Here is a 13,017-nt window from a genome sequence, read left to right as displayed (position 1 = left end):
AATACAGCCAGCGTGGGAGGGGGCTTGCTCCCGATGGCGCCAGTCGCCATAAGCCGATCTATCGGCCCTGCAACGACTCCAGCAGCTTCACCGTCGGATACCCATCCGCCGGCCAGCCCAATGACTGCTGCGCCGCGCGAATCGCCTTGCGCGTATTCGCGCCGATGATCCCGTCTGCGTTGCCCGCGTCATAACCCTTGGCGCTGAGCACTGTCTGCAAATCTATACGCTGGGAGCGGCTCAGCGGCAGCTCGTCCTTCGGCCAACTGCCGAGGATCACACCTGCTCCGGTAAACCGCTGCGACAACAAGCCCACCGCCAGCGCATAGGATGAAGAGTTGTTGTACTTGAGGATTGCCCGGAAGTTATCCAGCACCAGGAATGCCGGGCCTCGATAACCGGCCGGCAGCAGCAGGGCGGCGGAGAGTTGCTCGACATTCGGCGGCATACTGCTGCCGGCCGGCAGTTGGATACCCAGCCGCATCCATTCGGCGACGGTCTTGCGGATGCCGCCGTCGGCCAGGCTGTAGTCGAAGTTGGCTGGCAATTGCCGTACTTCAAAGCCCCACGGCTGGCCGCGCTGCCAGCCGGAGCTCTGCAGGTAATGGGCGGTGGAGGCGAGGGCGTCGGCCGGGCTGTTCCAGATGTCGCGGCGACCGTCGCCGTCGAAGTCGACCGCGTGGGTGTTATAGGTGGTCGGGATGAATTGGGTCTGGCCCATGGCGCCGGCCCAGGAGCCTTTCATCTGGTCGGCAGCGATATCGCCATGCTGGATGATTTGCAGCGCCGCCAGCAGTTGGGCCTGGGCGAACGCCGGGCGACGGCCTTCATAGGCCAGGGTCGCCAGGGAGCGAATCACCGAATTGTTGCCCTGGAACTGGCCGAAGTTGCTTTCCATGCCCCAGACGGAGACCAGCGCCTGGCGATCAACGCCGTAACGCTCCTCGATGCGTTGCAGGATGTCGGCGTATTTGATCAGCAAGGCCTGGCCATTACGTACACGCAGCGGCGACAGTGCGCCGTCGAGGTATTCCCATACCGGGCGGGAAAACTCTGGTTGGCTGCGGTCGGCGCGGATAACCGCCATATCGGGCGTGACCCCGGCAAAGGCGTTATCGAACACCGCTGGCGTGATGCCGGCCTTCAGGGCTTCGGCGCGAAACCCGGCCATCCACTCGGCAAAGGTTTGGGTCGGCTGGATATCGAGATTGTCCACCGCCAACGGGGCCACCACTGCGGGCGCTACGGCCGGCGCGGTCTGGAGTTTAGGCAGGGGCTGGGCATCTGCGGCGGTGGGTTTTTCCGCGCAGGCGACAAGCAGAATGAGGCTGGAGGCAGCGATCAATTGGCGAAGGTGCCAACGACGGGAAAGACTAGAGGGCATGCACAGGTCCAGGAATTACAGATCAGGTGCAGACCTTATCATGCCGGAGGGGCACTTGCCTTCAGGCAGCCAGAAAGTAAGAAGCCTCCCAGCTATTAGACTGGAAGGCTTCGCGGCGGTAACTGCCTTTGCCCTTGCCGGCGCGTTCCTGACGGCTGCGGAACAGTGGCTGGGCGATGATGGATTTGGCCTTGTTGGGGCCATGCTTGGATGGCTTTTTGCTCATGGTGGGTACTCTCGTTGGGGGGAAGAAGCGGTGCAAATAATCTGCCGAAGTTGTGCGGCTGTAAAGCCTGACAAGTTTCTTGGAATGTAAGCGCAGTCAAAATCTGCGAAGGAAGGTTATTCGGCGGGAAGGCTGAGCCGCTGACCCGCCATCAACAGCGACAAGCGACTCAGGCTCATCCACGGCGAACCGGCCGCCTGGCCCTTGATCTGCGCGTCAATGCGTTGTGCCTCCAGCAATAACTGCGCCCAGCGTTGCGCCGAGTGCCGTTGCAGGGCTTTGCTCATCAGGGGTTTGCGTTTGTCCCAGACGGGTGGCTTGGCCTGGCTGAAGGCTCTGTCCAGGGGCGTGCCCTGGCTGTATTGCAGGGCAATATTGGCTAGCACCCGTAGCTCCCGGGCCAGGGCCCAGAGAATCACCGGCGGTTCGACGCCTTCGCCGCGCAGCCCTTCGAGCATGCGCAGGGCGTGGGCGGGCTCACCGTTGAGGATCGCATCCACCAGCCCGAATACGTCGAAGCGCGCGCTGTCAGCCACTGCGCCTTGCACGGTTTCGACGGTGATCTGCCCGTCTTCGGCCATCAGCTTGAGCTTTTCGATCTCCTGGGCGGCGGCAAGCAGGTTGCCTTCGACCCGCGCAGCGATCAGCTCGACCGCGTCTTGCGTCGCCGACAGCCCCGATTGGGACAGCCGTTGACGAATCCACTGGGGTAACTGGTTGCTGTCTACCGGCCAGATCTGGATGAACTGAGTCTGCGCACCCTCAACCAGCGCCTTGCCCCACTTGGTCTTCTGCGCACTGCCATCGAGCTTGGGCAAGCTGATCAGCAAGACCGTGTCTTCGGCGGGGCGTGAGCAGTATTCCATCAAGGCGGCTGCGCCCTTGTCACCGGGTTTGCCCGAAGGCAGGCGCAGTTCCAGCAGGCGTTTTTCGGCGAACAGCGACATGCTCGCGCCGGCTTGCAGCAACGTCCCCCAGTCGAAACTGGCATCGGCGCTGAACACCTGGCGTTCATCGAAGCCCTGCTGGCGCGCAGCCACGCGGATAGCGTCGGCGGCTTCCTGGCACAGCAGCGGGTCATCCCCACTGACGATGTAGACAGGCGCGAGGCCACTTTGCAGGTGTTTGGCGAGTTGAGCGGGAGCGAGTTTCATAGGCAGGGCGAACGGGGCGCCTGGGGCGCCCCGTATGGCTTACTCGGCAGGGACTTCAACAGGCGATTGTTTCGGCGTGTTGTCTTCATACTCCTGCGCGGCTTTCAGGGCATCGGCGTCAGCCTTGGCCTTGTTGTCAGCCGTCTGTTGCAGGGCTGCCAGTTTTTCCGGGGTCAGCTGTTGCAGGCGGACCATCAGACGCTGGATCAGCTCACGACGCATTTCCTTGCGCACCTGGATAATTTCCGAGTCCGAGCCCACCAGGTTGTTGCCGTCGTGGCTGACGACCTTCTGCACTTCAACCTTGTCGCCCATCAATGGCAGCTGATCACGGCCACGCAGTTCATACACGACTTTGGTATTCAGCTCGATGTCAGACGCACGACCGGCGCTGGCGTAGCTGAGGTTACGCTGGGTTTCCTGCTCGTCGATCAGGTTCAGCTTGTAAGTCGCACCTTCGTAGACGTGCACGCCGCTGTTTTCCAGGGTCTGGCGCAGTTGCTTGACGGTTTCGCCGTAGGCGTTGCGGGCGCTGACGTCGAGTTCCTTGAGTGACAGCTCGTTGGTGCCGGTACCGCGCAGCTGGAAGCCGCAAGCGCTCAGCAGCACGGCAAGGCCCATTACCAGCAGGTTGCGTTTGATCATTTTGTTGCTCCCCTTGAAACCATGTGGGCCCTATCGAGGCCCTGAAGGCTTTGTTCGGCGCAGGGCCCAAGCCCTGCGCCCGATCCGATTAGCTAGCGACGATATTGACCAGTTTGCCCGGCACCACGATCACTTTGCGGATCGTCAGGCCTTCGGTAAAGCGCAGCACGTTTTCGTTGCAACGCGCCGCCGCTTCAACTTCCTCGCGAGAGGCGCTGGCCGGCATGTCGATCTGGCCGCGCAATTTACCGTTGACCTGGATCACCAGTTGCAGCGTGTCCTGTACCAGGGCGCTGTCGTCCTGCACTGGCCAGCGCGCATCGATGACCGCGTCGCTGTGGCCCAGGCGGCTCCACAGTTCGTGGCTGATGTGCGGCGTGATCGGTGCCAGCAACAGGGTGACGGTTTCCAGGCCTTCCTGGATCAACGCACGGTCCTGTTCGGTGGCTTGCGGTGCTTTTTCCAGCACGTTCATCAGCGTCATCACCTGGGCGATGGCGGTGTTGAATTTGTGGTTCTGGCCCACGTCCTGGCTGGCTTGGCGGATAGCCAGGTGAGTGCTGCGGCGAACGGCTTTCTGCTCATCGTTCAAGGCTGCAACGTCCAGCTTGCCCGGCAGGCCCTGGCTGACATGGGCGTGCGCCAGGCGCCAGACGCGCTTGAGGAAACGGTGTGAACCTTCTACGCCCGAGTCGGACCATTCGGCGCTCATGTCGGGCGGCGAGGCGAACATCATGAACAGGCGGCAGGTGTCGGCGCCGAACTGGTCGATCATCGACTGTGGGTCGACGCCATTGTTCTTCGACTTGGCCATCTTCTCGGTGCCGCCGATTTCCACCGGCAGGCCGTCGGCTTTCAGCTTGGCGCTGATCACCTTGGCTTTGCTGTCGCGCTCAAGCTCCACGTCCGCCGGGTTGAACCAGGTGTAGGCGCCATTGGCTTCGCGGCGATAGTAAGTCTCGGCGATCACCATGCCCTGGGTCAGCAGGTTCTTGAACGGTTCATCGGAGCTTACCAGGCCTTCATCGCGCATCAGCTTGTGGAAGAAACGCGCGTACAGCAGGTGAAGAATGGCGTGTTCGATACCGCCGATGTACTGATCCACCGGCAGCCAGTGGTCGGCTGCGGCTTTTTCCACCAGGCCGCCCTCATAGTGCGGCGAGGCGTAGCGGGCGTAGTACCACGAGGACTCGACGAAGGTGTCCATGGTGTCGGTTTCACGCTTGGCCGGCTGTCCGCATTTCGGGCAGTTGCACTCGTAGAACTCGGGCATGCGCGCCAGCGGCGAACCGGCGCCATCCGGCACCACGTCTTCCGGTAGTACCACCGGCAATTGGTCTTCCGGCACCGGTACGTCACCGCAGCTTTCGCAGTGGATGATCGGGATCGGGCAGCCCCAGTAGCGCTGGCGGCTGATACCCCAGTCGCGCAGGCGGAACTGGGTGCGCGAGGCGCCGAGGTTCTTCTTGATCAGGGCGACTTCGATGGCGTCGAAAGCGCCCTGGAAATCCAGGCCATCGAACTCACCGGAGTTGATCAGCGTACCGTGCTCGCCGTAGGCGTCTTGCCACGGGGCCGGGTTGGTGTCGCCGGAACTGGTGCGCACCACGGATTTGATCGGCAGGCTGTACTTGGTGGCGAACTCGAAATCGCGTTCATCGTGCGCCGGCACAGCCATTACCGCGCCGTCACCGTAGTGCATCAATACGTAGTTGGCGACCCACACCGGCAGCTTCTCGCCGGTCAGCGGGTGTTCGACGAACAGGCCGGTTGGCAGGCCTTTCTTTTCCTGGGTGGCGACGTCGGCTTCGGCCACGCTGCCGCCTTTGCATTCGGCGATGAATGCCTGCAGCTCAGGGTTATTCTGCGCGGCCTGGGTGGCCAGCGGGTGTTCGGCGGCGACGGCAACGTAGGTTGCGCCCATCAGGGTGTCCGGACGGGTGGTGAAGACTTTCAGTGCGCCCGCTTCGCCGATCGAATCGACGTTGTACGGGAACTGCACTTCCATGCCCTTGGATTTGCCGATCCAGTTGCGCTGCATGGTCTTGACCTGTTCCGGCCAGCCGGGCAGGTCGTCGAGGCTCGACAGCAGTTCATCCGCGTAGGCGGTGATCTTGAAGTAGTACATCGGGATTTCGCGCTTTTCGATCAGCGCGCCGGAACGCCAGCCGCGACCGTCGATGACCTGCTCGTTGGCCAGTACGGTCTGGTCGATCGGGTCCCAGTTCACGGTGCCGTTCTTGCGGTAGATCACGCCCTTTTCGAACAGGCGCGTGAACAGCCATTGTTCCCAGCGGTAGTAGTCCGGCTTGCAGGTGGTCACTTCGCGGGACCAGTCCACCGCCAGGCCCAGGCTGCGCAGTTGGGTCTTCATGTAGGCGATGTTTTCGTAGGTCCACTTGGCGGGCGCCACGTTGTTTTTCATCGCGGCGTTTTCCGCCGGCATGCCGAAGGCGTCCCAACCCATGGGTTGCAGGACGTTCTTGCCGAGCATGCGCTGGTAGCGGGAAATGACGTCGCCGATGGTGTAGTTGCGCACGTGCCCCATGTGTAGCTTGCCGCTGGGGTAAGGGAACATCGATAGGCAGTAGTAAGTCTCCTTGCCTGGCTGTTCACTGACTTCAAAGGACTTTTGCTCGTCCCAGAAGGTTTGGGCGGCATTTTCTATTTCACGGGGCTGATATTGTTCGTGCATGGCTACTTTTGAACTGAATAGGGGTGGCCTAATCCTCTTCGGTACAACATTCAGGTGATCGACGCCAAAAAGCGGCGCGTCTGTGCCCAAACCCTGCGGGAAGTGGAGTTACAGGAAGCGCCGTAGCATACATGACCCCACTCTATCGAGGGAAACCCTGATTGCGCGGTCGAGGCCGTCTGTCGCGGCGCCGGGCAGGCACAGTCACGCAGACTACGCTGTTTATTGGGGAGCAAGTATTTCTTCAATGAGGTGAGGGGATGGGTGAATCGCAGCGAACCTTAACGAAACCGCAATTGTATGAAGGGCTGATCGACCGTTTGGGTCGGGCATTAGATGCTGCAAAAACCGCAGGCCGATTGCGTGATGAGCGGCCTCTGGAGCTGGAGTTGCGAGGCTTGAGCCAGGCTGAACTTGAACTGATCAAGCGCTACCTGGAATTGAATCAACATCGCGCCTCTTCTGGGCAGGCTTCCCCGCCGTCCCAGTCTCAAGAGCCGACGCGTTCAGCCAAGGTGATCTGGCTGAAGGACCTGTCCGCCGGGCGGGCAGGCGACAAACTCAAGGCGGTGAGGTGCAAGTGAAATAAACCGCGTGTCTGTCGTTGGTTTTTCTCGGAATGTGCTGGTAAGGATTGTCGCTAAACCCCGTTGCATCTAGGCTTCGGGCATCTTAGGAGATGCCCGATGCCTTTTCGTTATTTCATCAAACAACTATTGCTGCCGCCCGGCATCTTCTTGCTGTTGCTGGCGTTCGCCTGGTGGGTTCGTCGCAGCCGCCCGCGCCTGGCAGGGTTTTGCTTTGCCCTGGGTTTGGGGGGCATGTGGCTGATGAGCCTGCCGGTGATGGTGCAATGGGGAGCGCATGCGCTGGAGACCGAACCACCCCTGGCCCGTGAAGAGTGGGCGAGCCTGGCGCAACGGGCCGATGCGATTGTGGTACTGGGGTCGGGACGCGAGCGCGGTGACTCCGCATGGGGAACTGACCAGCCGACCGGGATCGGGTTGGAGCGCGAGCGTTATGCCGCACGTCTGGCCAAGGCATCCGGCTTGCCGGTGTTGACCAGCGGCGGCTTGCACTACGGCACGCCGCCCAGTGAGGCCGAGCTGATGGCTGTGTCGATGCAGGATGACTTTGGCGTCACCGTACGCTGGAAGGAAGAGCGTAGCCGTACCACCTGGGAAAACGCACAGATGAGTGCCGAAATCCTGTTGTCCCAGGGCATCAAGCGCGTCGTCGTGGTGACCCAGGCCTGGCATATGCCGCGTTCGGTGTGGAGCTTCGAGAAGGCCGGTTTCACGGTGGTGCCGGGGCCGGTGGGGTTCCTTGGCATAGACAATGCGCGACCGCTAGGAGGCTGGATGCCCGAGTTCAAGTCGGTGTGGCAGAGCGGGCAGTTGCTCAACGAGGCCGTGGGGCAGGTAGGGTATCGGTTGTTCTACCGATAACACCGCAGATCAAAATGTGGGAGGGAGCAAGTCCCCTCCCACATTCGGTTAGAGCGCCTTGGACATCCGGCCGGCCAGCAGCGCCCAGCCAAACAGCAGCACGCACACGATGATCAGCGGCCACGAACGCCATTGCAGGTACGGCGTCAGGTTGTGCATCGGCACGACCTCTCCGTAGAGAATCCCGCGTTCGAACTGTGGGATCTGCGCAGTGATCTGCCCGAATGGGTTGATCAGGCCGGTCACGCCGTTGTTGGTGGCGCGGATCATCCAGCGACCGGCTTCCAAAGCCCGCATCTGCGCCATTTGCAGGTGTTGCAATGGGCCGATGGAGCGGCCGAACCACGTGTCGTTGCTGATGGTCAGCAGCAGGTCGCTCTGGGCCGCCAGGCCTGCGGCAAACTCCGGGTACACCACTTCGTAGCAAATGAACGGCGCAACGTGATAGCCCTTGGCCTGGAGCATGGCCTGGTCAGAAGGGCCTCGAGCGAAGTCCGACATGGGCAGGTCGAAGAAGGCGATCAGCCCGCGCAACAGGTCTTGCAGCGGCACATACTCACCGAAAGGCACCAGCTTTTGCTTGAGGTAGGTGCCGTCGCCTTCGCCCACAACCGTGATGCCGTTGAAGTAGCGCTTCTCGTGATGGACTTCCTGGCGAATCGGTACGCCGGTGATCAGCGCGGAATTCCGCTCGGCGGCGAACTTGCCCATCATGCCCAGGTAACCCTCGACGGACTCCTTGAGCACCGGTACAGCGGTTTCCGGCCAAATCAGCAGGTCGGTGCGCTTGGCGCTGAAGCTCATGTCGCGGTACAGCGCCAGCTGCGCATTGAGTTGCTCGGGGTCCCACTTCATGCTTTGTTCGACGTTGCCCTGGATCGCGGCCACGCTCAGTGGCGCGCCGGCAGGGCTGGTCCAGGCATGGTGTTTAAGTGCAAAGCCGACGGCCCATGGCCCAACCAGCAGCACCAGGCCCGCGCCGATAAAAGCGTTGCGCTTGCCCGCCAACAGGCGGGGCAGGTTGCACAGCAGGGCCGCCGTGAGTGCCAGGGCAAAGGAAATCAGCCACATGCCGCCCAGCGGGGCGAGTCCGCTGAGCGGGCCGTCGAGCTGGCTATAGCCGGAGTACAGCCACGGGAAGCCAGTGAGGAACCAACCGCGGAACGCTTCCTGGCCGACCCACAACGCAGCAAAGGCCAGCGCGTCCGCCAGCGGCGCCTCATTACGGCGCAGCCAGCGTGCCCATAGCCACGCGGGCAGGGCGAAGAACCAGGCGATGGCGGCGGTGAACAGCAGCATCAGGAAGCCGGCCAGCAGCGCCGAAGCGCCGCCAAAGTGGTGGATGCTGTAGTAGATCCAGCTGGTGCCGGCGCCAAACAGGCCGAAACCGAAACACCAGCCACGGCCCAGGGCCTGGCGTGGCGTCAGTTCCCGGAGCCCGACATAGAACAATCCGACGGCCACCAGGGCAAACGGCCACAGGTCGAAGGGTGCCAGGGCCAGGGTGGTGATGGCGCCGGCCACCACGGCCAGCAAGTTACCGGGCCAGCCGGGGGCGATCAAGCGGCGCATATCAGTCCTTAGCGGGCAATAGGTGTCAGGCGGATCAAGTGGATGCGACGGCTGTCCGCATTCAGGATGCGAAAGCGATACGCACCGATTTCGGTGGTTTCGTTACGCTTTGGCAGGTGCCCGAACGCATTCATTACCAGGCCGCCCACTGTGTCGAACTCATCGTCGGAGAATTCGCTGTCGAAGAACTCGTTGAAGTTTTCGATCGGCGTCAGCGCCTTGATCAGGAAGTCACCGCTGGGCAGGGGCTTGATGTAGCTGTCTTCTTCGACATCGTGTTCGTCTTCGATGTCGCCGACGATCTGCTCCAGTACGTCTTCGATCGTGACCAGGCCCGCCACGCCACCGTATTCGTCGATCACAATGGCCATGTGATTGTGGTTGGCGCGGAACTCGCGCAGCAACACATTCAGGCGCTTGGATTCAGGCACGAAGGTGGCCGGACGCAGCAGGTCCTTGATGTTGAAGTTGTCACCGTTCTCCTTGAGGATCAGCGGCAACAGGTCCTTGGCCAGCAGGACACCCATGACATCGTCATGGCTTTCACCGATCACCGGGTAGCGCGAGTGCGCCGAGTCGATCACGGCCGGGAGGAATTCCCGTGGGGTCTGGGTCGCCTTGATGCTGATCATCTGCGAGCGCGGGACCATGATGTCCCGTACTTGCAGGTCAGCGACCTGGATGGCGCCCTCGACGATGGCCAGCGCTTCGCTGTCCAGCAACTTGTTCTGATGGGCTTCGCGCAGCAGCTCCAGCAGCTCCTGGCGGTTTTTCGGCTCGTGGGCAAAAGCCTGGGTCAACTTGCCCAGCCATGACTTCTGCCCGTTGCTCGATCGGTCTTCGCTCATAGCGATTACTCTGAATCCTTTGTTGTATAGGTTAAGTGTTGATCAGTTTTCGTCATCTGCATAAGGGTCAGGGTGACCCAGTTCTGCAAGCAACGTTTGTTCCAGTGTTTCCATTTCCTCGGCTTCGTCATCGTCTATATGGTCGTAACCCAAGAGATGCAAGCAGCCGTGGATGACTAGATGGGCCCAGTGGGCTTCAAGTTCCTTGCCTTGTTCACGCGCCTCGCGCTCCACCACCGGCACGCAGATGACCAGATCGCCCAGCAGGGGAATATCCAGTAACTCATCCGGTACGTCGGCGGGGAAGGACAGCACGTTGGTGGCGTAATCCTTTTGCCGCCAGGTGTGATTCAACTCACGGCCCTCAGGCTCGTCCACCAGGCGGATGGTCAGCTCAGAGTCGGCGGTGCGCTGGCGCAGGGCCAGGGCGCACCAGCGGCGAAACTGTTCTTCACTGGGCGCGGGCGCGTCGGTCGCCAGTTGCAGGTCTAGCTCAAGCATCGTGGCGTGCTTCCTTCGGGGCGTCGCCCTGGTGTTCGAAGCGCTCGTAGGCTTCGACGATGCGCTGCACCAGCGGGTGGCGCACGACGTCCTTGGGCATGAAATGCGTGAAGCTGATGCCCGGCACATCCTTGAGTACCTCGATCACCTGGCCCAGGCCCGATTTGGTGCCCTTGGGCAGGTCGACCTGGGTGATGTCACCGGTAATCACGGCGGTGGAGCCGAAGCCGATACGGGTCAGGAACATTTTCATCTGCTCGACGGTGGTGTTCTGGCTCTCGTCGAGGATGATGAAGCTGTTGTTCAAGGTGCGACCGCGCATATAGGCCAGCGGGGCGATCTCGATCACCTGGCGCTCGATCAGCTTGGCCACGTATTCAAAGCCGAGCATCTCGTAAAGTGCGTCGTAGAGCGGGCGCAGGTACGGGTCGATCTTCTGCGCCAAGTCGCCGGGCAGGAAGCCGAGTTTCTCGCCGGCTTCGACCGCCGGGCGCACCAGCAGGATGCGGCGTACTTGCTCGCGCTCCAGGGCATCCACCGCGCAGGCTACCGCCAGGTAGGTCTTGCCGGTACCGGCGGGGCCGATGCCGAAGTTGATGTCGTTGCCGAGGATTTCCTTGACGTAGCGCTGCTGATTCAAGCCGCGTGGGCGAATCATGCCTTTCTTGGTGCGCAGGGCCACGCTGGCTTCGGCCACCGGGTTGTTGGCCAGGTCTTGCACGGCGGATTCCTGCAGGTACAGGTGCACGGTCTCCGGCGACAGCTCGCTACCTTTGGTTTCGCGGTAGAGGCGACGCAGCAGGTTTTCTGCAGACGTGGTGTGCTGGGGTTCGCCAATCAGCTCGAACTGATTGCCGCGGTTGCGGATCTCGATGCTCAGACGTTGTTCGATCAGGCGCAGGTGCTCGTCGAACTGTCCGCACAGGTTGGCGAAACGGCGAGCCTCAAAGGGCTCGAGGAGAAAACGATGAGGTTCTATGGGTGCGTTCAAGGTCGCTTTTAGCCGCCCTTTGGCTGTTGAGGTGAAAGAGAGGATAACGCCAGCCGCCGGTGTGCGAAAGCACTTATATAACCCGAATTCGGCGTAATCCCAGTGTGGGAGGGGGCTTGCTCCCGATAGCAGTGGTCCAGATAAAGCATCTGGGGCTGACACGCCCTCATCGGGAGCAAGCCCCCTCCCACATTTGATCTGTGTCGTTCACAAGGTCACTGCAATAACGACCCGCGCAACGAGTGCGGTTGCGCCGCGTCGATGTGCACGTCGGCGAATTGGCCGATCAGGGTCGGATTATCGCAGCGGAAGTTGACGATTCGGTTGTTCTCGGTGCGGCCTTGCAGTTCGCCCGGGTCCTTTTTCGAGTAGTCGGTGACCAGGATGCGCTGGATCGAGCCGACCATTTGTCGGCTGATCTCGAAGCCTTGCTGGTTCAGGCGATGCTGCAGTGCGTTCAGGCGTTCTTTTTTCAGCGCCTCGGGGGTGTCGTCTGCCAGATCGGCGGCCGGGGTGCCCGGGCGCGGGCTGTAGACGAACGAGTAGGAAAAGTCGAAACCAACGTCTTCGATCAGCTTCATGGTCTGCTCGAAGTCTTTTTCGGTCTCGCCTGGGAAGCCGACGATGAAGTCCGAGCTGATGCAGATGCCCGGCACCGCCGCCCGCAGTTTGCGCAGTTTGGATTTGTATTCCAGCGCGGTGTGGTTGCGCTTCATGGCTGCCAGAATGCGATCCGAGCCCGACTGCACCGGCAAGTGCAGGTGCTTGACCAGTTCCGGTACTTCGGCGTGGGCCTGGATCAGGCTGTCGGAGAACTCCAGCGGATGGGAGGTGGTGTAGCGAATGCGTTCGATGCCGTCGACCGCGGCCACCACGCGGATCAGCTCCGCCAGGTCGGCCAGGCGCCCGTCGTGGGTCTGGCCGCGATAGCCATTGACGTTCTGGCCCAGCAGGGTCACTTCGCGCACGCCGTTTTCGGCCAGGTGGATGATTTCCGACAGCACATCGTCAAACGGCCGGCTGACTTCTTCACCGCGTGTGTAAGGCACTACGCAGAAGGTGCAGTACTTGCTGCAACCTTCCATCACCGACACGTAGGCGCTCGGCCCGTCGATGCGCGGCTCGGGCAAGTGGTCGAATTTTTCGATTTCCGGGAACGAGACATCGACCTGCGGCAACTTGGTCACGCGGGCGGCGTCGATCATTTCCGGCAGGCGGTGCAGGGTCTGTGGGCCGAAGACCACATCGACATAGGGCGCGCGGTCGCGGATCGCAGCACCTTCCTGGCTGGCCACGCAGCCGCCGACGGCGATTACCATCTCCGGGTTCGCCAGCTTCAATTCGCGCCAGCGGCCCAGCTGGGAGTACACACGGTCCTGGGCTCGTTCGCGGATCGAGCAGGTGTTGAGCAGGATCACGTCGGCATCTTCGGCGCGGGCGGTGACTTCCAGGGCCTGGTGTTCGCCCAGCAGATCGACCATGCGCGAGCTGTCGTACTCGTTCATCTGGCAACCGTGGGTTTCGATGTAAAGCTTCTTGGCCATGGGGATCGT

Annotated in this window: 12 protein-coding genes; 2 read left to right on the top strand and 10 right to left on the bottom strand. The window is 61.7% G+C overall.

The window, feature by feature from the left end; translation table 11 throughout:
* Nucleotides 1-58: 58 nt before the first annotated feature.
* From DK870_RS08315 to leuS, 5 genes are all read right to left on the bottom strand, one after another.
* Complete coding sequence (locus DK870_RS08315; protein WP_161548427.1) at nt 59-1,384, bottom strand: lytic murein transglycosylase; 1,326 nt, start codon at nt 1,382-1,384, stop codon at nt 59-61.
* A 61-nt stretch (nt 1,385-1,445) separates the two neighbouring features.
* Nucleotides 1,446-1,610 (bottom strand): alternative ribosome rescue factor ArfA, encoded by a 165-nt coding sequence (arfA, locus tag DK870_RS08310; RefSeq protein WP_003176285.1) that lies wholly within the window; start codon nt 1,608-1,610, stop codon nt 1,446-1,448.
* Between the two features lie 116 nt (nt 1,611-1,726).
* Nucleotides 1,727-2,764: a DNA polymerase III subunit delta gene (holA, locus tag DK870_RS08305; protein WP_090365653.1), complete on the bottom strand. Its 1,038-nt coding sequence runs from the start codon at nt 2,762-2,764 to the stop codon at nt 1,727-1,729.
* 39 nt (nt 2,765-2,803) lie between these two features.
* A complete protein-coding gene (gene lptE / locus DK870_RS08300; RefSeq protein ID WP_060754718.1) occupies nt 2,804-3,409 on the bottom strand; it encodes an LPS assembly lipoprotein LptE in 606 nt (201 codons plus the stop codon).
* A gap of 88 nt (nt 3,410-3,497) precedes the next feature.
* The gene (gene leuS / locus DK870_RS08295) at nt 3,498-6,104 is read right to left on the bottom strand and encodes a leucine--tRNA ligase (protein WP_060754717.1); all 2,607 of its coding nucleotides are present in this window, start codon (nt 6,102-6,104) and stop codon (nt 3,498-3,500) included.
* Nucleotides 6,105-6,364: 260 nt separating this feature from the next.
* On the opposite strand from leuS, the gene DK870_RS08290 reads away from it, so the two are divergent.
* Both DK870_RS08290 and DK870_RS08285 read left to right on the top strand, forming a co-directional pair.
* Nucleotides 6,365-6,688, top strand: coding sequence for a hypothetical protein (locus tag DK870_RS08290; protein ID WP_060754716.1), 324 nt, complete (start codon nt 6,365-6,367; stop codon nt 6,686-6,688).
* Nucleotides 6,689-6,790: 102 nt separating this feature from the next.
* Complete coding sequence (locus DK870_RS08285) at nt 6,791-7,552, top strand: YdcF family protein (protein ID WP_060754715.1); 762 nt, start codon at nt 6,791-6,793, stop codon at nt 7,550-7,552.
* A gap of 48 nt (nt 7,553-7,600) precedes the next feature.
* Here the strand turns inward: DK870_RS08285 and lnt are convergent, their stop codons facing one another.
* The 5 genes from lnt to miaB form a co-directional block, all read right to left on the bottom strand.
* Nucleotides 7,601-9,124 (bottom strand): apolipoprotein N-acyltransferase, encoded by a 1,524-nt coding sequence (gene lnt / locus DK870_RS08280; RefSeq protein ID WP_161548426.1) that lies wholly within the window; start codon nt 9,122-9,124, stop codon nt 7,601-7,603.
* 8 nt (nt 9,125-9,132) lie between these two features.
* Nucleotides 9,133-9,972 carry an HlyC/CorC family transporter gene (locus DK870_RS08275; protein ID WP_017735641.1) on the bottom strand — a complete coding sequence of 280 codons (840 nt, stop codon included), beginning with the start codon at nt 9,970-9,972 and terminating at the stop codon, nt 9,133-9,135.
* 42 nt (nt 9,973-10,014) lie between these two features.
* On the bottom strand, nt 10,015-10,473 hold the full coding sequence (gene ybeY / locus DK870_RS08270; RefSeq protein ID WP_060754712.1) for an rRNA maturation RNase YbeY: 459 nt from the start codon (nt 10,471-10,473) through the stop codon (nt 10,015-10,017).
* Nucleotides 10,466-11,464, bottom strand: coding sequence for a PhoH family protein (locus tag DK870_RS08265; RefSeq protein ID WP_161548425.1), 999 nt, complete (start codon nt 11,462-11,464; stop codon nt 10,466-10,468). The genes ybeY and DK870_RS08265 overlap by 8 nt, the downstream gene beginning before the upstream one ends.
* A gap of 215 nt (nt 11,465-11,679) precedes the next feature.
* On the bottom strand, nt 11,680-13,008 hold the full coding sequence (gene miaB / locus DK870_RS08260; RefSeq protein WP_161548424.1) for a tRNA (N6-isopentenyl adenosine(37)-C2)-methylthiotransferase MiaB: 1,329 nt from the start codon (nt 13,006-13,008) through the stop codon (nt 11,680-11,682).
* Nucleotides 13,009-13,017 lie beyond the last annotated feature (9 nt).

Origin of the sequence: Pseudomonas sp. Q1, assembly GCF_009935975.1 — a bacterium.
GTDB classification, from domain to species: domain Bacteria; phylum Pseudomonadota; class Gammaproteobacteria; order Pseudomonadales; family Pseudomonadaceae; genus Aquipseudomonas; species Aquipseudomonas palleroniana.
The sequence above is the reverse complement of the archived record's forward strand: the minus strand, read 5'-3'. Positions and strand labels throughout refer to the sequence as shown.